General features: G+C 69.5%; 17 protein-coding genes. 5 read left to right on the top strand and 12 right to left on the bottom strand.

The window, feature by feature from the left end; translation table 11 throughout:
* Nucleotides 1–7: 7 nt before the first annotated feature.
* The 6 genes from ACJ8AN_RS25285 to ACJ8AN_RS25260 all read right to left on the bottom strand — a co-directional run bounded on the left by ACJ8AN_RS25285 (nucleotide 8) and on the right by ACJ8AN_RS25260 (nucleotide 6,281).
* A complete protein-coding gene (locus ACJ8AN_RS25285) occupies nucleotides 8–1,444 on the bottom strand; it encodes a glycoside hydrolase family 43 protein (protein WP_407758024.1) in 1,437 nt (478 codons plus the stop codon).
* Nucleotides 1,445–1,586: 142 nt separating this feature from the next.
* Nucleotides 1,587–3,215 (bottom strand): lipase family protein, encoded by a 1,629-nt coding sequence (locus ACJ8AN_RS25280; protein WP_407758023.1) that lies wholly within the window; start codon nucleotides 3,213–3,215, stop codon nucleotides 1,587–1,589.
* A gap of 79 nt (nucleotides 3,216–3,294) precedes the next feature.
* Nucleotides 3,295–4,317, bottom strand: coding sequence for an MvdC/MvdD family ATP grasp protein (locus ACJ8AN_RS25275; RefSeq protein ID WP_407758022.1), 1,023 nt, complete (start codon nucleotides 4,315–4,317; stop codon nucleotides 3,295–3,297).
* Nucleotides 4,299–5,336: an MvdC/MvdD family ATP grasp protein gene (locus tag ACJ8AN_RS25270; RefSeq protein WP_407758021.1), complete on the bottom strand. Its 1,038-nt coding sequence runs from the start codon at nucleotides 5,334–5,336 to the stop codon at nucleotides 4,299–4,301. Before ACJ8AN_RS25270 ends, ACJ8AN_RS25275 begins: the two co-directional genes overlap by 19 nt.
* Before the next feature lie 26 nt (nucleotides 5,337–5,362).
* Nucleotides 5,363–5,593 (bottom strand): microviridin/marinostatin family tricyclic proteinase inhibitor, encoded by a 231-nt coding sequence (locus tag ACJ8AN_RS25265; RefSeq protein WP_407758020.1) that lies wholly within the window; start codon nucleotides 5,591–5,593, stop codon nucleotides 5,363–5,365.
* A gap of 169 nt (nucleotides 5,594–5,762) precedes the next feature.
* On the bottom strand, nucleotides 5,763–6,281 hold the full coding sequence (locus ACJ8AN_RS25260; RefSeq protein ID WP_407758019.1) for a GNAT family N-acetyltransferase: 519 nt from the start codon (nucleotides 6,279–6,281) through the stop codon (nucleotides 5,763–5,765).
* A gap of 154 nt (nucleotides 6,282–6,435) precedes the next feature.
* On the opposite strand from ACJ8AN_RS25260, the gene ACJ8AN_RS25255 reads away from it, so the two are divergent.
* Nucleotides 6,436–6,624: a hypothetical protein gene (locus tag ACJ8AN_RS25255; protein WP_407758018.1), complete on the top strand. Its 189-nt coding sequence runs from the start codon at nucleotides 6,436–6,438 to the stop codon at nucleotides 6,622–6,624.
* Nucleotides 6,625–7,066: 442 nt separating this feature from the next.
* On the opposite strand, the gene ACJ8AN_RS25250 is transcribed toward ACJ8AN_RS25255, so the two are convergent.
* Nucleotides 7,067–7,855 (bottom strand): hypothetical protein, encoded by a 789-nt coding sequence (locus ACJ8AN_RS25250; protein ID WP_407758017.1) that lies wholly within the window; start codon nucleotides 7,853–7,855, stop codon nucleotides 7,067–7,069.
* Nucleotides 7,856–7,999: 144 nt separating this feature from the next.
* Nucleotides 8,000–9,292, bottom strand: a complete 1,293-nt coding sequence (locus ACJ8AN_RS25245) for a patatin-like phospholipase family protein (protein WP_407758016.1) — start codon at nucleotides 9,290–9,292, stop codon at nucleotides 8,000–8,002.
* 170 nt (nucleotides 9,293–9,462) lie between these two features.
* On the opposite strand from ACJ8AN_RS25245, the gene ACJ8AN_RS25240 reads away from it, so the two are divergent.
* Complete coding sequence (locus tag ACJ8AN_RS25240) at nucleotides 9,463–10,335, top strand: hypothetical protein (RefSeq protein ID WP_407758015.1); 873 nt, start codon at nucleotides 9,463–9,465, stop codon at nucleotides 10,333–10,335.
* Nucleotides 10,336–10,412: 77 nt separating this feature from the next.
* Here the strand turns inward: ACJ8AN_RS25240 and ACJ8AN_RS25235 are convergent, their stop codons facing one another.
* The 4 genes from ACJ8AN_RS25235 to ACJ8AN_RS25220 all read right to left on the bottom strand — a co-directional run bounded on the left by ACJ8AN_RS25235 (nucleotide 10,413) and on the right by ACJ8AN_RS25220 (nucleotide 18,037).
* Nucleotides 10,413–11,807 (bottom strand): peptide MFS transporter, encoded by a 1,395-nt coding sequence (locus tag ACJ8AN_RS25235; protein ID WP_407758014.1) that lies wholly within the window; start codon nucleotides 11,805–11,807, stop codon nucleotides 10,413–10,415.
* Nucleotides 11,808–11,904: 97 nt separating this feature from the next.
* Nucleotides 11,905–14,832 carry an ATP-binding protein gene (locus ACJ8AN_RS25230; protein ID WP_407758013.1) on the bottom strand — a complete coding sequence of 976 codons (2,928 nt, stop codon included), beginning with the start codon at nucleotides 14,830–14,832 and terminating at the stop codon, nucleotides 11,905–11,907.
* On the bottom strand, nucleotides 14,829–15,620 hold the full coding sequence (locus tag ACJ8AN_RS25225) for a class I SAM-dependent methyltransferase (protein ID WP_407758012.1): 792 nt from the start codon (nucleotides 15,618–15,620) through the stop codon (nucleotides 14,829–14,831). The genes ACJ8AN_RS25230 and ACJ8AN_RS25225 overlap by 4 nt, the downstream gene beginning before the upstream one ends.
* Nucleotides 15,617–18,037, bottom strand: coding sequence for a PilZ domain-containing protein (locus tag ACJ8AN_RS25220; protein WP_407758011.1), 2,421 nt, complete (start codon nucleotides 18,035–18,037; stop codon nucleotides 15,617–15,619). The genes ACJ8AN_RS25225 and ACJ8AN_RS25220 overlap by 4 nt, the downstream gene beginning before the upstream one ends.
* Before the next feature lie 376 nt (nucleotides 18,038–18,413).
* Here ACJ8AN_RS25220 and nadA point away from each other — a divergent pair, with 376 nt between their 5' ends.
* The 3 genes from nadA to ACJ8AN_RS25205 all read left to right on the top strand — a co-directional run.
* On the top strand, nucleotides 18,414–19,346 hold the full coding sequence (nadA, locus tag ACJ8AN_RS25215) for a quinolinate synthase NadA (protein ID WP_407758010.1): 933 nt from the start codon (nucleotides 18,414–18,416) through the stop codon (nucleotides 19,344–19,346).
* Between the two features lie 101 nt (nucleotides 19,347–19,447).
* A complete protein-coding gene (locus ACJ8AN_RS25210; RefSeq protein ID WP_407758009.1) occupies nucleotides 19,448–20,029 on the top strand; it encodes a hypothetical protein in 582 nt (193 codons plus the stop codon).
* A 319-nt stretch (nucleotides 20,030–20,348) separates the two neighbouring features.
* On the top strand, nucleotides 20,349–22,089 hold a 1,741-nt coding region (locus ACJ8AN_RS25205), incomplete at its 3' end, for a serine/threonine protein kinase (RefSeq protein ID WP_407758008.1).

Genomic DNA, 22,089 nt, shown 5'->3' with positions numbered 1-22,089 from the left:
CACCGGCTCACGGCATCGGACGCGAGCTGACGGACGGCGCCTCGGGCATCGCCGGCCAACCACTGCGCCAGATGATGGCGTCCACGAGCATCACGCGCGCCGTGTGGCCCGCGTTCCACGCGTGATAGACCATGACCGAGCTGCCCGCCGGCGTGTTGACCACCGAGCCGTGTCCCGGGCCTTCCCACCCGGTGACACTCTTGAGGGTCGGCGCGCTCGCCTTCGTGTAGGGGCCCAGCGGGCTGGTCGCGCGCGCCACACCAATGGCATACGTGCTGTTGTAATAGGCGTTGCCGCTGTAGAAGAGGTAGTAGTAGCCGTCCCGCGCCACGACCCAGGGCGCCTCGACGACGCCCCCCTCCCAGGTGCGGTCATTGGTGATCAGCTGCACCCGGCTGCCAATGAGCGACAGGCCATCCGCCGAGAGCTCCTGGCCGTAGATGGGCGTCTTCTGGCCCACCGCGTTTCCGTCCGCCTTCCACACCAGGTACTTGCGGCCCGTGGTGTCGGTGAAGAACGTGGCGTCGATCATCCCCATGGTGGTGTCGTGCACGAGAGGACGGCCGATGTCGGTGAAGGGCCCGACCGCGCTCGTCGCGGTGGCGGCACCAATCGACAGCTTTCCATCCGTGTGGCGCGCGGTGAAGTACGCGACGTACTGGGTGCCCACGAGGTGGATCTCCGGGGCCCAGAAGTCGGTGCTGGCCCAGGTGGGCTTGCGCGCCGAGGGGAAGATGAAGCCCGCGCTCGACCAGTTGACCAGGTCCGTCGAGGTGCGGATGGGGAACGCATCCGCGGCGCCACCCGACGTACAGGTGGCGATGTACCTGCCCCCATCGAAGATGACGCCAGGGTCGGCGCAGTCCACGTTGAGCACCGGGTTCTGATAGAGGCCGCCGCAGCCCGAGTACATGAACGACATGGCGCAGGCGTTCGAGCCGGTGAAGTACGGCTTCCAGTCGTTGGAGAGGAGGGAGTAGGAGTTGAGGCTCTCGTTGACGCAGGCGCGGTCCCAGAACACGCGCCCGCCCACGTCGTCGTACGTGTTCGTCCCGGAGTGGATCCACGCCGGGCCATAGGTGATGCGGGAGGTGCACGCGGGCGCGCCGGCACAGTTGGTATCCATCGCCAGCACGCAGGCGTTGTTCCCGGTGAAGTACGGCTTCCAGCCGTTGGAGAGCACCGCGTAGGAGTTGGTGCCCTCGTTGACGCAGCGGCCATCCCACGTCACCGAGCCATCCGCGACGTCGAACATGTCTGGGTGCCCCGCCCCATGAATCCACGCGTTGCCGTACGTGATGCGGGTGGTGCACGCGAGCGCCGCCCCGGTGGAGCGCGGGGACTCCCCGGACTGGACCTCACCGGGCTCGCCACCACAGCCCTGGCCGAACACCATCGCGAGGCCCACGAGCGTGAGGGCCGCGATGCGCTGATGCATTTTCATGATGCCTCCCGTGAATACAGGAGGCTTAATCCGAGAAATGCCAGGATGTCCAGCAATTCATGGAGATATGAGCGGGCGGCTCGGTCCGGTGCCTCGAGGAATCCGAGCACCGCGACCTGGAATGACCCAGGCCGCGGGGTGGCTAGGCGACGCCGAGGCAGTACTGCCGCGCGGTCAGATACTGGAGCAGGACCCAGTACACGCTCGAGGAGGCCTTGTGGTTCTTCGCGCCCCCGTAGGACTTGATGAGGGCCTCGCGCGACTTCTTCAGGGCCTCGAGGTGTTTGGCGCGGTTGGACGGGTCCACGAGCACCTTGTCGAAGAGCCCGCACGCCTCGGTGAAGTCCTCGAACACCTCCCCGTCCGTGTCGTCGAGGCTGAGGTACCCGCCCTTCTTCTCCCCCTTGACGATCTCCGCCCACAGCGCCGCGAGCGTCTGCGAGCCCTCACTCGTCACGCTGTTGGCCAGGGCGCCGCGCAGCTCCTTCTCGAGCTGATCTCCGCTCCAGTCGTGCTTGACGGACAGGTTCCACTTGCCGGTGGGATCGAAGTTGAACGTGGGCCAGAAGCCAGGGTCCTTCATGTAGCCCATGCGCTTCTCCTTCTTGATGGCCTCGAGGAGGCCTTCGAAGACCTGCTGGGGCTCGTGCGCGGCGGGAAAGCCGTCGTCGCACGCCTCCAGTGGGAGCTCCGTGCCGATATGGACGGGCTTCGTGAGGGGATGCGTCAACAGGCCGATGAACTGGTTGGAGGCCTTCACGGCGGAGTACTTCACCATCGCGCTGTCGTGCACCACGTCCTTGGGCGCGAAGTAGTGGAACACGTTCATTTCGCCGACGTGGAGCGCGATCTTCTCCTTGGACCCGGCGCCCAGGACGATGGGCGGCGCCGAGAGCGCGTAGCAGGAGATGCTCGCCTTCTCCACGATCTTGCGGAGGGCCTTGCCCTCGTCGAGGAGCGTGCCCCCGACCAGATCGATATACGCGCATTGCGCGAGGGCGCCGCCGAGGCTGTGGCCCGTGAAATGAATCTCCTTGATGCGCAGGCCGTTCAGCGCCTCGTAGATGGCCCCCAGCAGGGACTTCCTGCAGCTCTCATAGGCGAGCCAGAACCCGGCCGAGAGCGTCGCGTTGCTGAACCGGGGGACCTTCACCTCCTTGAGGTGGTTCATGTCCGTGACCCAGTCCGGACTGCCCTGGCTGAACACCAGAGCCTGGCCCATCGCACGGCCTCCACTGCCGCTGCGGCTTCCCCGGAAGGCGATGACGAGCGTCTCCTTGACGGCATCATAGACGACGGCCCCGAACCAGCTCGTCCAGCCCGCCTTGGGATGCGTCTGCGTCATGCCCGTGCGGCCCTGGAAGAAGCAGCAGCGCAGCTTGCCGGCCGCATCGTTGATGAAGACGCTCGGGAGGTCCTCGCCGTCCAGGTCGACCCCCTTCGCATAGCAGATGGATTTGTCGAGCTTGCGCGGCTGGAAGAGGATGTACGGCTGCTTGCCCACGCCGCCCCGGTAGACGACGCCCCGGGAAGGGTCCGGCGTGCGCTTCAAGTCGTACTCGATGGGGTCGAACTTATGGCTGTCGCCATCGAGCTCCAGGGAGTTGTGGACGTACGCCATCACGCGGTCGCGCGCGCCCTGCACGAATCCCTCCCCGTGCGCCTCGTAGAACGGGTCCATCGGGTACACGCACGTCTGGGCGTAGGACTTGTAGGCGAAACGGCAGTACTCCAGCATCTCGAGCGCGGTCAGGGAGTCGGGCTGGGGCATGCGGGTCCTCTCGTGGATGGGCGCACGGATGATACTACGGCGCGCCCGTGCAACCCAATGGCAACAGGATTGGACCCCTCTACCCGCGGGCCACGACCGGGGAGGCGGCGACACACGGCCTGGGGCCAGACCTGCGCGCCGCGTGCCCGGCGAGCACGTCCGCCAGCGCTTCGGCGATGGGCAGGCCAGGGGAGCGCATCAGCCACATGAACTCCCCCACCGGGTTCACCTCGAGGAACACGTGCCGCCCCTCGGGCGTGACGATGAAGTCCAACGCGCCGTAGTTGAGGCCCAGCGCATCCATGAGCGCCAGCACCCGCCTGCGCACCGGCTCGGGCAGCGGATAGGGCCGCCACGCGTCGATGAGCGCCAGCCCCTCCCGGCGCCAGTCCTCCCGAGCCCCGGGCTTCGCCTGCGAGTCGATGGACGCCGCCATCACCTGCTCGCCCACCACCGTCACCCGCAGCTCCAGGGCCTTCTCCACCCGCTCCTGGAAGGTCATCGGACACAGGTCCAATCCGTCCAGGTCCTCCAATTGCTTCTCATCCAGCGGCGTGGTGAACACCACCTGCTCCTCACCCCGCTCCCCGTAGACGGCGAACGACGCCATCATCTTCGTCACCACGCCACCCGGACAGCTCCGGGCAAAGGCTCGCACCGCCTCCGGATCATTGGTCATCACCGTGCGCGGCACCTCCAGCCCCAACGCGCGGGCCAGCTTGAGCTGAAGCGGCTTCTGCTCCGCGCGCCGCACCACCTCGAGGGCATCCATCTGGAACACCCCGAGCGCCGCCATCATCCCGAGCACCATGCGCCGGCTCTCCTCCATCGAGGGCTGGCGCAATTGGGCATCCACGCCGGGGGGAATGCGCGTCCCCGTCGCGTTGCGGCGGTACCAGACCGCGGAGACCTCCGACAGCTCCAGCTCCCCTGCCCCACCGGAGATCCTCCCGCCGCCCCCTTCATCCAGTGAGAGCTGGAGGTCGGTGGGGAACAGGTCCGTGTCGAACCGGTAGACGCGCTCACCCCGGGCCTCCAGGGCGCGGGCCACCGCACGGGGCGACTCGTTGTCGGTGGAGTGGGTCACGATGAGGATGGCCATGCGTTCTCCCGCGAAGGGTGTCGGGAGGCGTCCCCCTCGTCGAGGAGCGCCTCGGCCAGGGCATCGGCGATGGGCAGGCCGAGCTCGTGCTCGAGCATCCCCCACTCGCCCCCCGGGTTGACCTCGAGGAAGACGTGACGTCCCTCGGGTGTGACGATGAGATCCACCGCGCCGTACACGAGCCCCAGAGCCCCGACCAGGCGCACCAGACGGGCGGCGACCGGGGCGGGCAGCTCGCCGGGCTCCCAGCGGCACTCCTCGGGACGGGCCCGCCTCCAGTCCACCTGGCCCGCCACCGAGCGCGACGCATCAATCGCTCCCGTCAAGCAGCGCCCTCCCACCACGGCCACCCTCAGCTCGCGCCGCTTGTCGATGCGCTCCTGAAACACCATGGGGCTGTGGTGCAGCCCCTCGAGCGCCTCGAGGTCCTCGGGGCCCATGGCGCTCGTGTAGACGAAGGGCTGTCCTCCCTCCATGGACTGGGTCAGGGGCGTGAGCATCTTGGCCACCATCCGTCCCTGGACGTGTTCGAAGAAGGAGCGGACCCGTGCCGCGTCATTGGTCACCACGGTGCGGGGTACCTCCAATCCCAGCGCCTGGGCCATCCGGAGTTGGCGCACCTTGTTGTGGGCGGCCTGCCCCGCCACGAGCGGGTTGATGAAGCGGCAACCCCGCGCCTCCAGTCCCTCCAGGAAGCCCTCGAAGGCCGCCAGCGACTCGCGCACGCAGCCGTCCCGCCAGGCAGGCTCCAGCGCCTCATCGAGCCGGGGCAGCGCCATGCGCCGCACCCACACCGCGCGAATCTCCTCCCCGCGCAGCTCGCCGCTGGCCGTGCGCAGCGCCACCTCTTCACCCGTCCGGCCCAGCGCCGTCGTCAGCTCGAGCTGAGCCGGAAAGTCCTCGGTGTTGATGCGCAGCGGACGCGCTCCCCGCCCCGACAGGGCCTGCGCGACGCGATCGACCGTGTAGTAGTCGCCGCCATGGGTGAGGAGCAGGACGATGTCGCGAGCGGGGAGCATGGGGCCTCGGAGGGTGGAAGGGGCAGCTACCGGCAGTGGTCTTCCTGGTCCGAGGGGTACTTCAGGGTGACGGCGCCATCTTCATTGTCCGAGGGGAACTTCTCGGTGACGGCGACCTCGTCTCTGTCCGAGGGAGCCTTCTTGGTGACCCCGCCTGTGCCGCCCGCTACCTGCTCGAGCTCCTGCGCCTCCAGCAAGCGTGCGAAGAACGGCTTCCTGCCCTTCTGGGGTGTGGTGCCCTTTTCTTCCTTCTTCATGTCCGGCCTCCTTGTGGATGAGCCCTTGGGCTCACAAGACAGGCCGAGTGCGGACAGGACGGATGTGACGTGGCGTGCCGGGGCCCGCCGCCGTCAGAGAGGGCCTCGGTCAGCTGTGCGGGCGTGCGGCACAGCTGCCCGGTGTAGAGCACCGGCCGAGACCAGATTCCTACTCCGCCAGATACACGGCACTCGCGAAGCCGTGGTAGTCGATGAGCCGGTCGCGCCGCATCCCGAGCCGCTCCGCCACGCGGAGGGAGGGCGCGTTCTCCAGGCTGATGATGGCCACCACTGGAACGCTGGGGAGGTGCTTCCGGGCCAGCAGCAGGGCCACGCGAGCCACTTCCGTCGCATACCCGGAGCCCCACGCCTGGGGACGGAACCGGTAGGCGAGGTTGAGCACCGTCTGGCCCTCGAGCTCCTTGTGGCGTACGCCACTGAAGCCCACGACCGTGCCGGGCGCCTCGAGCCGCTCCACGACCCAGTACCCCACGCCGTGACGCGCCCAGTCTCCCAGCCACAGCTCCAGCAGCTCGCGCGCGGCCTCCTTGGAGGGCAGGGGTCCGGAGGGACTGAAGCGGCTCGTCTCCGGATCTCCATGGAGCTCGAACACCGCGTCCAGGTCACTCTCCTGGAGGCGGCGCAGCAGGAGCCGCTCGGTCGTCGTCCGTTCGAAGTCTTGAATCATGGCGCTCTCGCCGCACCGGGATTTCCAGCGTCCGAGGGTATGGCACGGTCCCGCCCGCCGGGTCCACGAACGAGCCCGGACACCCTCCCCTCTTCTCATAGGAGTTGCCGATTCCTTTGCTTCAGATACCAGAGCGAGCTGGGCCGGACCCTGGATGAACCTGATTGGCAATGGCGTCGTCGCGCTGCTGCAGCACCCCGAGCAGCACGCCCGCTTCCTCGCGGACCCGGCGGCAATGGCCAAGGGCATGGTCGAGGAGACGCTGCGCTACTGGGGCCCGGTCGACTTCCTCTCGCCTTCGAGACCCTGTTCCGGCGCTTCCCGAAGCTGCGCCTGGCCGTGAGCGCCGACGAGCTCCGTCTGGGCACGAGCACCGCCATGCGCGGCTTCAAGCACATTCCGGTGCTGTTCTAAGCCAGGTGGGGAAAGTCCTGTCAGCGGCTGCTGTCGCAGCAAAGAACGAGGCCCTTCCGGTCGCGCTTCGTCCCGACTGGTACGACCATCGGACCAGTTGCGGGAAAACGCGCCCGGAGCCTCCCCCCTGACAGGACCTACTCCACCTGGCTTAGACGAGGCGGGGATGAGCCCGCCGGGCACGGGGCACGGCGAGCAGTTACGCAAGTCCAGTGCGCGACCATGTCCAAAAACTTCGCGGACACTTTCACATGAAGCAGATGCACCCTCGGCCTTCGACACCCCGCCTCACTGGTAGACGTCTACCCGTGATGTCATACCCCGCCCCACACCGCTTGTAGTCGACTACAAGCGAAGGCCCTCCGTGCCACTCATGGCCCGACCGATTGGGGCGGCGGTTTGGCGCTGAAGGAGGGCAGGTAGCATTTGCCCTGGTGCTCGAAGAGGGTGTCCGGACACGGGGCCTTGAGTTCGTGGGCTGCCCAGCAGCCACCGACCAACTCCACCTCCACGTAGCGCGTGCAGGGAGGGCGCTTCTGCCCCTTGAAGGGCTCGGGCGGCAGTGGACGGGTAATCACCGGTTCCCCCGCGTCCACGGTGTCCGAGAGCCAGGCGTTGAAGAACGGGTCCGAGCTCCCGTCCGCCGGGGGCGCCTCGTCGTGGATGAGCCCGGGCGGAGTGCTCGCCAGGAACTCCGGGCCGCTCGGCGGCGGGGACCCGGAGGCCAGACGCCCCAGTGCGAAGGCCAGGGCACACACCGCGGCGGTGCTCCCCAAGGCGAAGCCCAGGCGCCACAGCGGACGAGGCTCCTCGGGGCCGTCGAGGGCGCGGGCCATGCGCCCCACTCCCTCGTGCACATCCCCGAGCAGCTCCACCAGTGCATCCGCCGAGTGCCTGTCGGGGGCCCGGGCCCGGCGCGAGTCCTTCACCTCCAGGGCGAGGTAGTCCTTCTCTTCCGAGGCCATGAAACTCACCTGGAAGTCCGGAATGGGGGCCGCGTCCTTGTCGGCGGCGGGCTTGAGCACCAGGGCCGTGGCTCCACTTTCCTCGTGAGTGGCCACGTAGAGCTCCCCGGGGCTGCCGGGGTCTTGGGGCATCTGCTCCTCGAGCTGGTAGGGCCCCACCTGCGTCCGCGCCTCCCACTTCTTCTCCTCGTCCATGCGTGCTCCTCCCGGGCCTCTCCGCCTGCCGGAGACCCGAGCCACCTGTTCGCATGGAGCCGAGCCCCTCTTCCAGAATCCACCAGGTGGCCCGTGCAGGCGGGGCGTCGTCCTACCCCCCGGGTGCATGCTCCTCCCGGCGCGTCAGGCGGCGCTCGCGGTCCCTGGCGGAGCGAGCGTCGCCTGCTCCGCCACCGTCTGCGGCGTGTCCGACCAGAAGCGCAGCCACTCGTCGCGCAGTGCCCGGGCGTCGTGCCTGCCCAGGTCGATGAGGATCTCCGCGAAGCCCCCATCGAAGAGCAGGTACGACGCCAGGTCCGCCTCGTGCGCCGCGTCCCGGTCCACCAGCCGCAGAATGGCCTTGTGCGCCAGGCCCGAGCTGCGGCGGCGGAACTCGGGCGTGCGCACGTACTCGGCGGCCAGCGCGCCAATGTCCTTCGAGGGCCGCACCAGCAGCTCGCGCACGTAGCGCAGCGGTTGGCTCCGGTGCGGCTCCAGCACCGCCCCGAGCGTCTGCGCGAAGCCCGGCCCGTACGCCACCGTGCCCGCCTCGAGGATGGAGTTGAGCCGCCGCAGCCGGCCCAGGTCCTGGTCCGTGCGGTCCATCATCAGCGTGTTGAGCATCTTTCCCGCGAGGAAGGGCGCGGTCGCGAAGGCCTGCTCGCGCTCCTGCTCGGTGGTCTCCTGGGCGAGGTCCGGCTTCCGGGCGCGCACCGCCTCGTGCCGTAGGGAGATGACGATGACCCGCTGGGCTCCCAGCCGCAGCGCGGGGCTGAGCGGGACGTTGAGCCGCAGGCCTCCGTCCACGTGCAGCTCGCCCCCGACGCGCACCGCCGGGAAGACGACCGGAATGGCCGCCGAGGCCAGGGCGTGGTTGGGCGCGATGCGCGTGGCCTGCGCCTGGTACGAGGGATCATTGCCCCAGGAAGGGATGCCCCCGCCGCGCCGCTGGACGAACACCGTGGCCCGTCCGCTGCCCACGTGCGTGGTGCTCACCGCGAGCGCCTCCACATGGCCCTTGCGCACGTTGCGGCCGATGCCCAGCCAGGGAATGCCCCGGCTCACGATGGCCCGCAGTCCGCGGGGGTCCACCAGCCCACCGTATTGGATGTCCCTCGGGTGCTCAGCCGGTTTGCCGAGCGCCTCGCGCAGCACGCGGAAGAGGTCCCCCACGCCGCACCGGAGCACCTCCTCGACCTTCATGCCCGTCCAGTGCGCCCGCATGCCCCGGGCCTGGAGGGCGGGCTCGTCGCTCGTCGCGGCGAGGTAGCAGGCATGGATGGCGCCCACCGACGTGCCCGCCAGGATGTCCAGCCGCAACTCCCGGCCGAGCTCCGGCTCCAGCTCCTCGCGAAGGTACGAGAGCACACCGGCCTCGTAAGCGCCTCGCGCGGCACCGCCCCCCAACACCAGACCCGTCTTCAGCCCGGTCATCATGGATATGCCCTCTCTCAAGAGAGTCTACGGCGGGGCCGATGTGACAGCGAGGGGGGCTGGCTCCTACAAGCGCGCCGGCCCGCTCGGGAGTATGTTGTCCGGGCGCGTGTTTCTCTCCGCGCAACGCCACCGGAGAGGCTGCTGGCCGCCGGGTGCAAGGGAGTAGGACCATGTGGAAACGAGTGGGACTGTTTCTCGCCGTGTCGCTGGTCGGGCTCGGCTCTGGTAGCGCCGAGGCCCGCTTCGGCAAGAGCTCTCGCCCTTCGTCGCCGCCCTCTTCGCCAGGGCATGGCTCGCCGGGGTCTGGCTCGCCGGGCGTGGGCCGGCCGCATCGCAACCCCTATTACGGCTCGCCGTACGGGTACTACGGCTACTACGGCGATCCCTGGGTCCGGTACTACTACGACCCGGCGTGGGCCTGGCCGTTCCTGGGGCCGGGCGCGTACTACGGCCGGTACTACGACTTGATGTGGCGCAACCGGCTGATGCCGCGCCCGCGCGCCGAGGTGGAGGACACCCACGAGCAGCCCATCGGCGTGGATCTCACGGCGGACGCGGGCATCGTCTCGCAGGGCTACGCGGTGGGACTGGGGCTGCAGGCCGACGGCGAGAGGCTGGGCTTCGGCGTGAAGCTGAACATGTTCGACCTGGCCACGGACGATGGCTCGCCGGGCCGGGACTCCCTCTCGCTGCTGGCGCTCAAGCCGAGCGTGCTGCTGGTGGCGAACGACACCCTGCGCGTGCGCCTGTCCGGTGGGATGGACGTCGCCTTCGCGCCGGACGCCATCTTCGTGGGGCCGGGCGTGGGCGCGAGCACGCTGCTGCGTCTGGTGGGCCCGCTCAAGCTGGAGGCGAGCGCCAACTGGACGCCCCTTCCCTTCACCCAGCTGAGCGGGGACGCGGGACTGGCGGTGGAGCTCGGCATGGTGCGGCTGCGCGGGGGCTATCGCGCCGTCTATCTCAGTGACCAGGGCCGTGTGGACGGCGAGGTCCACCGCGATCTCTTCGCGGGCCCCTACGCCGGCCTCGCGCTCGTCCTGTAGCCCCCCGCCTCCCGCAAAACAGAGGGCCCCGAGCGTCTCCGCCCGGGGCCCTTTGTCCTTCCGGGAGGAAACCCGGCTCAGGCCACCTGCGTCTTGGGCTGCTCCGAGCCGTTGGCCGTGGGAGCGGGAGCGGCGGGCCGCGCCTCGTCCGCGCCGTGCATCATGCGCTTGAGCATGGGCGCCAGGGCCAGCAGCACCACGCCCGCCGCGGCGGAGGCGATGGTAATGGAGAGGAAGAGCTGGAACTCACCGAGCCGCTCGGCGTAGGTGCCAATCTTGCCGGCCAGGTAGTTGGCGACGGCGTTGGAGAGGAACCACACGCCCATGAGGGCCGAGGCGTAGCGCGCGGGCGCCAGCTTCGTCACCATGGAGAGGCCCACCGGGGACAGGCACAGCTCGCCCGCGGTGTGGAAGAAGTAGGCCGCCACCACCCACATGAGCCCGGCCTTGCCCATCGCGTCGCTCTGCTTGGAGGCGCCGAGCATGAACACGAAGCCGAAGGCGACCAGCATCAGGCCGAACGCCATCTTCTTCGGGATGGAGGGGTCCTTGCCGCTCCGGCCCAGCCCCGTCCACAGCTCGGCGAAGATGGGGCCCAGCAGCAGGATGAAGACCGGGTTGACGGCCTGGAACCAGGTGGTGGGCACCTCCCAGCCGAACACCGAGCGGTCCACCTTGGCGTCCGTGTAGAGGTTCATCAAACCGCCGGCCTGCTCGAAGGCGGCCCAGAAGAAGACGACGAAGAGGGCGAGCACCAGGATGACGATGATGCGATCCACTTCCTGGCGGGTGAGTGCCGCCTGGGGAGCCGCCACCGCCGCCTTGTTCTCCACCTTCTGCGGCGCCAGGCCCACGTTGCCCAGCAGCCTCTTGGCGAAGAGCAGGAAGCTGATGAGGCCCAGTCCCATGCCGATACCCGCCGAGGCGTAGCCCCACGTCCAGCCGACCTTCTCGCCCAGGGTGCCGCTCACCACCGGGGCGATCAGCGCGCCCAGGTTGATGCCCATGTAGAAGATGGTGAAGGCACCGTCGCGCCGCGCGTCACCCGGCGCGTACAGCCCGCCCACCATGGTGGAGATGTTGGGCTTGAAGAAGCCGTTGCCCACCACCAGCAGCAGCAGACCGCCGTAGAAGAGCGAGAGCGCCCCGCCCGGCACGGCCAGCATGAACTGGCCCAGCATCATCAGGAAGCCGCCGAGGAGGATGGAGCGGCGCTGCCCGAGGAAGCGGTCCGCGATCCACCCGCCCACCACCGGGGTGAGGTACACCGCGCCCGTGTAGAGGCCGTAGAGCTCCAGGGCCTTCTCCTGGTTCCAGCCCAGACCGCCTCGCGTCTTGTCCGTCATGTACAGCACGAGCAGGGCGCGCATGCCGTAGTAGCTCAAGCGCTCCCACATCTCGGTGGTGAACAACAGGTAGAGGCCCTTGGGGTGGCCCCGGGTAGGGGCCGCGGCGGCCGTGCTCTGTGCCATGCGAAGGTTTCCTGGCAGGTGGGGGGGAAAAGAAAAAAGGCTCCTGGTTGTACCAGAAGCCCCGCCCTACCTGTAGCAACGGTTGTAGCAGGCAACCCTACGTGCGCCAGTGCGGCTGGCGGGGGCGCCCCTCGGAGAGCAGCGGCGGGAGGATGCGATCCGGATCCACCTCGAGCGGCAGCCGCACCTCCACGCGCGTGCCCTTGCCGTAGTCACTGAAGATGCGGATGCGGCCCCCCTGGCGCAGGATGATGCGCTGGCAGAGCGACAGGCCGAGGCCCGTCCCCTCGCCCGCGTCCCGGGTGGAGAAGAAGGGCTGGAAGAGCCGCTCCATGTGCTCGGGCTTGATGCCCACGCCGTTGTCGATGACGGACACCACCACGTCGGTGCCCTCGCGGGCGGTGACCACCTTGATGACCCCGTCCGGCCCCACGGCGCGCACCGCGTTGTCCAGCAGGTTCACCCACACCTGGTTGAGCGAGCCGGGGTCACCCCACACCGGATCGGGGCACTGGTACTCGCGCTCCACCTTCATGCCCGGCGGCAGCCGCCACGAGAGCGCCTGCACGCTGGCGTCCAGCGAGGCACCCAGGTCCACCGCCACCGACTTGCTGCCGGTGCGCACGAAGGACAGCAGGCCCTCGGCGAGGCCGCGGATGCGCTGCCCGCACTCCTCGATGAGGTCCAACATGGCCACGGCCATGGCCGTGTCGGGGGTGCCGCTGGTGAGGCTCTCGCGCAGCGGCAGCAGGGCGTTCATCAGGCCGTTGAGGGGGTTGCGCACCTCGTGGGCGAAGCCCGAGGTGAGCAGGCCCGTGGCCGCCAGCCGCTCGTTCTCCGCCGCGCGAACCGCCGCGTCGCGCAGGCGCAGCTGCGCTTCGATGCGCGCCAGCATCTCCCGGGGCGAGAAGGGCTTGGCCATGTAGTCGTTGGCGCCCATGTTCAGGCCCTCGACCTTGGCCTCCACCTCCTGGCGGGCGGTGAGCATGATGATGGGGATGTCCACCGTCTCCGGCGAGCCGCGCAGCGCCGCGAGCATCTGGATGCCCGACATCACCGGCATCATCACGTCCGAGACGATGAGATCCGGCCGCTCCGTCTGCGCCGTCTTCAGGCCCTCCTCGCCGTTGGTGGCCTCCAGCAGCCGGTAGTAGGGCTTGAGCACCTGGCGCAGGAAGCCACGGATCTCCGGCTCGTCCTCGACGATGAGCACGCGCGGGGCGTCCGGGCTGGCCTCGGCGTCCGGAGGGGCGGCGAGCGCCTCCACCGCGGGAATGGGCATGGGCGGCTCGGGGGCCTCCAGCATGGCCGCCACGTCCGCCGAGCGGGGCCGGGGAGGCCGCGGAAGGGTGGGCTCCTCCTTGTTGCCCTGTACCAGGTGCTCGTCGCGCACGTGCGCGGTGCCCTTGCGCAGCCGCACGTGGAAGTTGGAGCCCTTGCCCAGCTCGCTGGACACCTCGATGCCGCCGGTGTGCAGCGCCAGCGTCTCCTTCACCAGCGCCAGGCCGATGCCCGTGCCGCCAAAGCGCCGCGTGCCGCTCGAGTCCGCCTGCGCGAAGCGATCGAAGATGACGCCCAGGTCCTGCGCGGCGATGCCCACGCCGGTGTCGATCACCTCCACGTGCACCCAGGTGTCGTCCTCGCGCAGGCGCACCGTCACGCTGCCCTGGTTGGTGAACTTGAGGGCGTTGGAGATGAGGTTCTGGAAGACGCTTTCGATCCGGCCCACGTCCACGTGGACGGGCGTCGTCACCGAGCCCTCCAGCTCCAGCGCCACGCCCTTCTTGTCCGCGAGCACCTCGAAGGGCACCAGCAGCGAGGACAGGCAGCCCTGGATGTCCAGCGGCTCGTGGCGCAGCTTCGTCTTGCCCGCCTCCAGCTTGGTGAGATCCAACAGGTTGTTGATGAGCCGCAACAGGCGCGAGGCGCTGCGGTTCATCGTCTCCAGGTGCGCGCGCACGGGGGCCTGGAACTCCTCGGGGCCGCGCTGCAGCAGCGAGTCGAGCGTGAGGAGGATGAGCGTGAGCGGCGTGCGCAGCTCGTGGCTCACGTTGTCGAAGAACTCGCTCTTGAGCCGGTCCAGCTCCTTCTGCTTGGCGAGCGCCGCCTCCAGCCGCACGTTGGCCTCGGTCAGCTCGCGCGTGCGCGCGGCCACCCGATCCTCCAGGGCGACGTTGATGCGGAACATCTCGTCGTAGCGCTGCTGGAGCTCGTTGAGCGAGCCCATCATGCCCTCGGCCTGCTCGTTGAGGGCCTCGTCCTTGCGCCGCATCTCCCGGCGCAGGTCGATCCAGCTGCCCAGCGACACGCCGAAGAGCGACATGGACGTGACGGAGAAGGCGGGATGGCCCAGCCCCAGCATGCTGGCCCCCACCCCGCCCAGCGCGCCGCTCAGCAGGCCGATGTAGCGGCCCCACACCGGCAGCGGATCCATCCAGCGCAGGTGGTAGCGGCAGCAGTCGGCCCCCTGCACCTGGCACTGGCTCTCGCTCACCTCCGCGGGCGGCAGGCCCCAGATGGTGGGGAACGAGGCGAACTGGCCCATGCGCAGCTCGCAGATGTGGCGGCCGTTCTCCGGCACGGTGCTGCGGTAGGCGAGCACCAGCCGCTCGCGCTCGAGCTGCTCGATCTCGAACTGGCCCACCCGGTTGTAGCTGTAGCTGAGCTCCACCGTCTTGCGGAAGCAGATCTCCAGCGAGCCGAAGGCCCGCACCATGTAGTAGGCGAAGCCGAGCGCCTCGGGGCCGGCCATGGACAGGCCCGCCTTGCGCATGAACTGCGGGTCGCCCGACTCGGCCACCAGCACGTCGGCGAGCTTCTCCAGGAAGCGCAGCGAGATGAAGTTGGTGGCCGTGCGCAGGTAGTCCAGCGACAGACTGAAGGTGTGCCGGCGGAAGACGTCCGCGAGGCGGGACGCGCCATAGCGCCGCTCGAAATAGAGCAGCAGCGTGGACGTGGTCCGCACGCTCACTTCCGGAGCATTGTCCGGGTGCGCCGTCTCGTTGTCCGCGGCCAGTGGGTTCAAGGTCGGATCCCTTCCGTCACCAACAGGACGGAGTACTTCAAAGCGTCCGGATCCGCCAGTAACTCCAAGTACTTCTGGCACATGCCCCGGTAGTCCTCCAAGCCGCCGAGCAGGGGGGCGACGGCGGGCTCGAGCGCGGAAAACCGGGTTTCCCAGTCAAGGTAGGTGGACGCATCGGCGGTGCCCGCGATGACGTACTGCGGCAAGAGGTGGACGCGCACCTGGGCGAGCCCCATCTGCCGCATGGCATGGAAGACCTTGCGGCCCACGTGGACGTCCAGGCCCACGGTGCGCTGAAGGGCGTCGGTGAAGCGCAGGCACCACTCGCGCAGGGGCTCGGGACAGGGCCAGTTGCCCAGGCCGAAGCCATCGAACTCGGAGACGACGATCTTGCCGCCCCGGCGCGTCACCCGGGCGAGCTCCGCGAGCGCGTCCCAGCGATCCGGCACGTACTGGAGGACGAACTGGCACCAGGTGTAGTCGAACGCCGCGTCCGGCAGGCCCGTGCGGCGCACATCCGCCGGCTGGAAGCGCACGTGGGCGTGGCGCTGGTTGACCTGCCGCGCCTGCGCCAGCCGCTCCTCGCTGAGGTCGAGTCCCGTGACGTGGCCCGTGGGCCCCACCAGCTCGGCGATCATCTCCGTGATGCCGCCCGGACCACACCCGGCGTCGAGCACCCGGTCGCCCTGCTGGAGCCCGGTGAGCAGCAGCGCCTCGCGCGCGTTGCCCGTGCGCTCCTGGACGAGCAACCGGCGCGCCTCGTCGGTGGACTCCATGACGTATCTCACTCCAGGCCCTCCTCACTGGCCCAATCGGGCGCCGGGGCGCCCCCCAGCCGCTCGAACACGGAGCGCCACAGCTCGCACACCCGGCGGACCATGGAGCGGTGGAAGATCCACTCGGAGAAGCGGCCGAGGTTCTGGAACCCCGCCGACTCGAGCACCTCGATGTCCTCCTCCTCCACGAAGGCGATGGCGGAGGGACGGCCCCGCTCGCGGGCGTGCTCCACGCAGCGCTGGATGAGCGCCTGCATGGCCGCGCGCGCCTGGGGGTGGTTGCGGTTGGGCACCACCAGCCAGAAGGCGTTCGTCTTCTCCAGGAGGTTGAGCCCCGGGGTGCCCTCCTCGCAGAGGGCCACGGCCAGGGGCGCGTACTCCCCATCCACCACGAAGACGCGGCGGCGGCGGTGCAGCCCCTTCGCCTTGTAGCGCTCGCTCAGCGCGCGCAGGTCCACCTCGTCCGTGAGCAGGTCCTCGCTCAGCACCCGGACGAGCTCCCCGCGGTCGCGCAGGTGCAGCTCGATCCACACGAAGTCGGTGCGCACCCCATCGCGCACGCGCGGCAGCCCCTCGGCGGGTGGGGGCAGCTCGGGGGTGATGGGCAGGCGCATGTAGCAGAAGTGGCGCAGGAAGCTCAGCCCGGGCGTCTCCAGGGCTCGGGCGAGCCAGCCGATGCGGCGGCTGGGCCACCGGTTGTCCTTGCGCCAGGAGTAGCGGATGAACTCGATGTCCTGCTGCACCTCGCCCAGCTCCACGGCGAGGTTGCTCAGCTCGTAGGAGATGTGCTCGTTGCGGCGCACGCCGGGACGCACGGCCAGGTGCTGCACCAGCCAGGTGCGCGAGTGGATGCGCACGGCGGCGATCTGCCCCTGCAGCCCCTTGTCACTGGTGTAGACGAGACAGCGCCCCAGGTCACCCGTGGAGTACACCTTGCGGTGGGTGTCCTCGAGCGTGCCGAGGACCGACTCGTCGCCGAAGGGGTAGTCCGGGTGGAAGCGGTAGCGGGCCTCCTCCATGAGGTGCCAGATGTCGTGGAAGGACACGCCGCTGCCCTCGGAGATGGCCTGGCAGCGCGAGGACATGAAGGCGCGCAGGATGATGTCGCGGGCGTGCTGGGCGAGCCCCGAGAAGCGGACCCCCGCCCGGAAGGGGCGCAGACCTCCCTGGTTGCGGCCCTCCGCGGGCATCGCGTGGACGGAGCGCACCTCCAGCAGGCAGCTGGTGGAGGTCCCATCCGGCAGCATCAGCGAGGCGTCGAGCCGCGCGCCCGCCGGGAGGATCTCGTTGGATGCGTCGAAGGGGAAGGACAGCCCGCCGACGCTCATGTCGAGCACGGCCCGGGTGGTGTCGTGGCCGGTGAACGGGGCCCGGAAGGAGACGAGGAAGCGGTGCTCGGGGCCGGGCCTGAAGCGCGGCAGGCTGCGCCAGTTGCGGATGACGAGCGAGCGCGGCACGTGCACCACCAGCTGCCCGTCCGCGTCGTTGACGAGCAGGTTGCACACGCCCGAGTAGCTCTGCCCGCCCATCTCGAAGAGCAGATCCAGCTCGTCGCCCGCCAGGCCCTCCATCATCCCGGAGGAGCGGCCGCGCAGCACGGCGACCTCCTCCACCATGTCCACGACGGGAGCCTCCAGGCGCAGCTGGACGGAGGGGTCGTTCACCCGCTGCAGCCAGAGGATGGCCTCGCGCCGCAACGCCTTGCGCAGCGTGGCCACCACCTCGGACTGCGCCTCCATGGTGACGCCGGGCACCGGGGGCGGCGGATGCAGGGCCGTGGCCCAGGAGATGCCCAGGCGGACGTGGTCCCCCGACTCGTCGTGCACCCGCAGGGCCCGCTGCACGTGCGCCCACGGCGTCTTGAAGAGCAGCTGCCCCTCGCGCTCGATGCGCACCGCCTCCAGCGTCGAGCCCGGCGGGAAGGCGGTGAGGGGCAGCTCGCCCGGCAGCAGCAGCGTGGCGCCGAAGTTGCCAACCTCCGAGCACCGGGCCTCGTAGGCCTGCTCGTTGAGGGTGAAGAACACCGCGTGCGAGGCGGGCGGCACGCTGATGCTGGCCGATCCCTGGTGCTGCAACAGATGGGACAGGGTGCGGCCCAGCTCCGGCCCCGACAGCGCCTCGTCGAGCACGCTGAAGACGTGGCCCTCGGCGGCGCTCTGGATGAGCTCGGCGAGGCCGGCCGGGTCCGACTTGGAGCACAGGAAGACGCGCAGCGCGTCCGGGGCCGAGTCGGCCACCTGGCGCAGGAAGAGCCGGGCATCGTCCGGCGGGGCGATGATGAGGGCCGGAGCGGCGTCCGCCATCCGGAAGGCCGCCTCCGACTTGGACTCCACCGCCACCACGCGGCACGAGGGGAGCGCCGAGGCCAGCGCGGCCCGCCTGCCCGCGTTGGGATGTACCACCAGGACGTCTCGAATCGGGACACTCATGGACCCCTCCTCAGCAGGCAGGCCACTCAACCGTACCCGGCGCACATCGATTGCTCATCCGGGTGCGGCGCACTGGCCCATGCCGCCCCTCCCCCTGCCGCTCGAGCCACGAGAAAGCCTTTTCCAACGTCCAGCATCCAGGACACCAGGTGATCGGGCTTCATCCGCAGCCACTGCGGTCCCGGGAATATCTTAGCGGGTCCTGGGATGGTTGGCGTCAAGTGTCCGAACGGGATCTCCCCGGGGGGTACTGTCCTGAGGAGCCAGGGAGCGCCTCCCCGGCCGGACGTCACCAGAGCGGCCACCCCGGGCGGGGCGTGGATTCGTCCTTGGCCCCCATCCGCACGGCCGGTTAAATGAACCGGAAGGAGACGCGATGGGTGCCGAAGTGGACTACGAACGGGAAATCCAGGAACTGAAGCGCAAGCTCAACGCCGTCATCCTCGCGCACTACTACCAGGAGAGCGAGATCCAGGATGTGGCGGACTTCGTCGGCGACAGCCTGGCGCTCGCCCAGGCCGCGGCGAAGACGAAGGCGGACGTCATCGTGTTCTGCGGCGTCCACTTCATGGCGGAGACGGCGAAGATCCTCAATCCGAGCCGCCAGGTGCTGCTGCCCGACCTGAAGGCCGGCTGCTCGCTGTCCGACCGCTGCCCCCCGGGGCCCTTCCGGGCCTTCAAGGAGAAGCACCCGGACGCCTTCGTGGTGAGCTACGTGAACAGCTCCGCCGCGGTGAAGGCCATGAGCGACGTCATCTGCACGTCCTCCAACGCGGTGAAGATCGTCAACCAGATTCCCCGGGACAAGCAGGTGCTCTTCGCCCCGGACCAGCACCTGGGCCGCTACGTGATGAAGCAGACCGGCCGGGACATGGTGCTGTGGCCGGGCAGCTGCATCGTCCACGAAATCTTCAGCGAGAAGCGCCTGGTGCAGCTCAAGGTGCAGCATCCCGAGGCCGAGGTGGTGGCGCACCCCGAGTGCGAGGAGGCGGTGCTGCGGCACGCCGACTACATCGGCTCGACGAAGGGGCTGCTGGACTACGTCCTCAAGAGCCCCAAGCGCGAGTTCATCGTGGTGACGGAGGCCGGCATCATCCACCAGATGAAGCGCGGCGCGCCGGACAAGCACTTCATCCCCGCGCCCCCGGACAATGGTTGCGCATGCAACGAATGCCCGTACATGCGGCTGAACACGATGGAGAAGCTCTACCGATGCATGAAGGACCGGACGCCGGAGCTGACCCTGCCGGCGGACCTGCAGTCGGCCGCGCTGGCGCCGCTGCAGCGGATGCTCGAATGGTCACAGTGAGCCGCTGACGCGGTGCGCCGTCTGTCGGGGGAGAGGCATTTCCTCCCGCCCACCGTATTCGTGCCTTGCACCGGACGCGAGCCGGTGCGATTTGGAGCCTCGTGGCTTTCCGATTCGTCGCCATCCCTGGCCACCGTCTGGTGGCCCATCCTCAGTCCCTTCCTCCGGACGAGCGGCTCGAACCGGAGCTGCCACCGCTGCATGAAGCGGTGGAGCGCGCGTTCGCGGGCGCCGAGTTCCGGGACGTCAAGGCCAAGGACCGCGTCCGGGCCCTGCTCCAGGGCGACAAGCCGCCCACCCTGGGCAGCCCCGGCGCGGGCTTCGGCCCCTCGGCCATCTTCGCCCAGCCGCCCCAGGACCTGCCCGCGCTGCTGCGGCTGGCGGACGAGCTGGAGTCGTTGGCCCGGCGCGAGGCCGGCGAGCGGGCGCTCGTCTGGAAGTGCGGCGAGTGCGGGGCGCGCTACGCGGTGCCCCTGGCCCTGGCGCGCACGGTGTCCATCCGCTGCGAGCGCTGCGGCAGCCCCGTGGAGCTCAACCCCCAGCGCAGCCTCGGCGAGGAGTCGCTCATCGATCCCTTCCTGGGCGCGGTGAACGGCGCCCGGCACGAGCTGGCCACCTTCTTCCGCGAGGCCATGGCCCGCGGCTGGCCCGTGCTCGTGGCCCGGGAAGAGACCGGCGCCTAGCCTCAAACGCGGACCACTTCTCGACGTCGAGAAGTGATGTACGCGCATGTGGGCGCCTTGGGATGCACAAAACATGCATGTAAAATGCACTTCTCGATGTCGAGAAGTGGTGCCTTACATGCGCCATAAGCGCCGCTATGCGCCGAGAAGCGCCCTGCGTCCCATCCGCCGCTTCGGATGGCGCCCTCCCAGCCAGAACCCGGGGCATCTCCACCGCCGAAAAGGTGTCGGCAGGTTCTGCTAGCCTCCCCACTCCGGAGGTCATGCCCATGAATCGACGCCCATCCCTCCCGGCTCACGTGCAGAGCGGAGCGGCCGCGTGAAGTCCAAGCCCATAGAGGAAGTGGTGCCGCCAGGAATTGTGGTGGGCGGCTACCGGGTGGCGCGCAAGCTGGGCGCCGGGGGCTTTGGCAAGGTGTACCTGGCGTGGCGGGACGGGCGCCCGTACGCACTCAAGTTCATTCACCTCCAGCGCGTGCCGGAGTGGGGCTGGCGGGAACTCTTCCTCCTGCAGCGCCACCAGTTTCCCAACGTGGTGCGGCTGGTGAGCCATGTGAAGTGGCCAGAGGAGGCGCCCGAGTACCTGGTGCTCGTCATGGAGTACGTGAAGGGCCGCACGCTGCACACGTGGGCCGAGGAGGAGAACCCGAGCGCTCGCGACGTGGCCCACCTGGTGCTGAAGCTGGCCCGCGCGCTCGAGCCCGTGCACGAGCGGAGCGTGCTGCACCGCGACTTGAAGGATGACAACGTGCTGGTGCGCGACGCCGACGGGCAGCCGGTGCTGGTGGACTTCGGGGCCGGAACAATGCCCGGTGCTCCACGCGCCACCCGCGAGGCCCTGGCCCCGGCGGACCTCCACTACCGCAGTCCCGAGTCCGTGGCCTTCTTCCTGCGCGAGAGCCGCCAGCCCAACGAGACGTACGACTACACCCCGGCCGACGAACTGTATGCGGTGGGCGTCCTGCTCTACGAGCTGCTGACGGACACCTACCCCATTGACGACGCGCAGCCGCTGATGCTCGCGCAAATCCTCTCGCACCAGCCCCTGCCGCCGCACGAGATGAACGAGCGGGTGCCCCGGGAGCTGAGTGCCGTGTGCATGCGGCTGCTGGAGAAGCAGCCCGGGGCGCGGCTGGCGAGCGCCGGGGAGTTGTGCGCGGCGCTGGAAGCGTTGCTGGAGGCGGCGCAGGGGGACGTGGCGTGGGACGTGCCGCTGTTTCCCGGCTGGGAGGACGAGGACGACGGCGCGCAGCAGCCCGGGACGGAGGGCCAGCGGCAACCGGACTGGCTGGAGCGCTGGGTGAAGCAGCAACCCCGGCGGGGCAAGCGGCCCGCTGCTGCACAAGCCCCCGCCCCGCTGGAGCCCACGCCCATGCTGGCCACGCCCACCCCCACGCGGCTGGTGTGGCCCGCCCTCCTCGTGCGCCGGGCCGACGTGCTGGCCGCGCTGCTCAAGGCCACGGCGGTGCTGGGAGTGCTGGTGCTGGCGAGCCTGAGTGTGGAGCAGCTCGTCCACCGCTTCCGGCCACCGCCGCCCGCCCCGGCCCCGGCAATGCCTACCCCACCCGTGCCATCCACTCCACAGGTCCCCACCCGGGCCGGAGGGGACGGCGGCGAAGTGGCGCCCCGAGGGAAGCCGCCGGAAGCTGGACGGGCCGCGGCTGCGCCCCAGGCGCAGACAACCCCCGCGGCCGTCGCCTCCCCGCTGACGCCCCCCAAGGACACCTCCTCCGTGAAGAAGCCGCAGCCTCCCCCGCCTCCAGCACGCCCCAAGCAGAAGGGCCCGGGTGCCGCCGTGCGCGATGCGTGCGCGGGCCTCGTCGGCCTCGCCCTGCAAGCCTGTACCGGTGCCAGCCAGCAGCAGGTGCCGCCCTCCGTGCGCCCCGCCCCGCCGCCCCAGGAGTGCCCCGCCCGGGCCCTCAAGGCCATGGAGGAGTTGGACATCCCCATGGGTGACAACGCCAGTGCCATCTTCCCTTCGGGCCGCCCCAAGGACCGCGTCTCCGTGACGCCATTCACCTCCATCACGCTGTATGGAAAATTGGGCAAGCTTCCGGGGG

Origin of the sequence: Archangium sp. (assembly GCF_045802675.1) — a bacterium.
GTDB lineage: Bacteria > Myxococcota > Myxococcia > Myxococcales > Myxococcaceae > Archangium.
The sequence above is the reverse complement of the archived record's forward strand: the minus strand, read 5'-3'. Positions and strand labels throughout refer to the sequence as shown.

Bases quoted from the DNA above. Each gene is read 5' to 3' on its own strand.
- ACJ8AN_RS25285 (WP_407758024.1), bottom strand. From the start codon at position 1,444: ATGAAAATGCATCAGCGCATCGCGGCCCTCACGCTCGTGGGCCTCGCG.
- ACJ8AN_RS25280 (WP_407758023.1), bottom strand. From the start codon at position 3,215: ATGCCCCAGCCCGACTCCCTGACCGCGCTCGAGATGCTGGAGTACTGC.
- ACJ8AN_RS25275 (WP_407758022.1), bottom strand. From the start codon at position 4,317: ATGGCCATCCTCATCGTGACCCACTCCACCGACAACGAGTCGCCCCGT.
- ACJ8AN_RS25270 (WP_407758021.1), bottom strand. From the start codon at position 5,336: ATGCTCCCCGCTCGCGACATCGTCCTGCTCCTCACCCATGGCGGCGAC.
- ACJ8AN_RS25265 (WP_407758020.1), bottom strand. From the start codon at position 5,593: ATGAAGAAGGAAGAAAAGGGCACCACACCCCAGAAGGGCAGGAAGCCG.
- ACJ8AN_RS25260 (WP_407758019.1), bottom strand. From the start codon at position 6,281: ATGATTCAAGACTTCGAACGGACGACGACCGAGCGGCTCCTGCTGCGC.
- ACJ8AN_RS25255 (WP_407758018.1), top strand. From the start codon at position 6,436: ATGAACCTGATTGGCAATGGCGTCGTCGCGCTGCTGCAGCACCCCGAG.
- ACJ8AN_RS25250 (WP_407758017.1), bottom strand. From the start codon at position 7,855: ATGGACGAGGAGAAGAAGTGGGAGGCGCGGACGCAGGTGGGGCCCTAC.
- ACJ8AN_RS25245 (WP_407758016.1), bottom strand. From the start codon at position 9,292: ATGATGACCGGGCTGAAGACGGGTCTGGTGTTGGGGGGCGGTGCCGCG.
- ACJ8AN_RS25240 (WP_407758015.1), top strand. From the start codon at position 9,463: ATGTGGAAACGAGTGGGACTGTTTCTCGCCGTGTCGCTGGTCGGGCTC.
- ACJ8AN_RS25235 (WP_407758014.1), bottom strand. From the start codon at position 11,807: ATGGCACAGAGCACGGCCGCCGCGGCCCCTACCCGGGGCCACCCCAAG.
- ACJ8AN_RS25220 (WP_407758011.1), bottom strand. From the start codon at position 18,037: ATGAGTGTCCCGATTCGAGACGTCCTGGTGGTACATCCCAACGCGGGC.
- nadA (WP_407758010.1), top strand. From the start codon at position 18,414: ATGGGTGCCGAAGTGGACTACGAACGGGAAATCCAGGAACTGAAGCGC.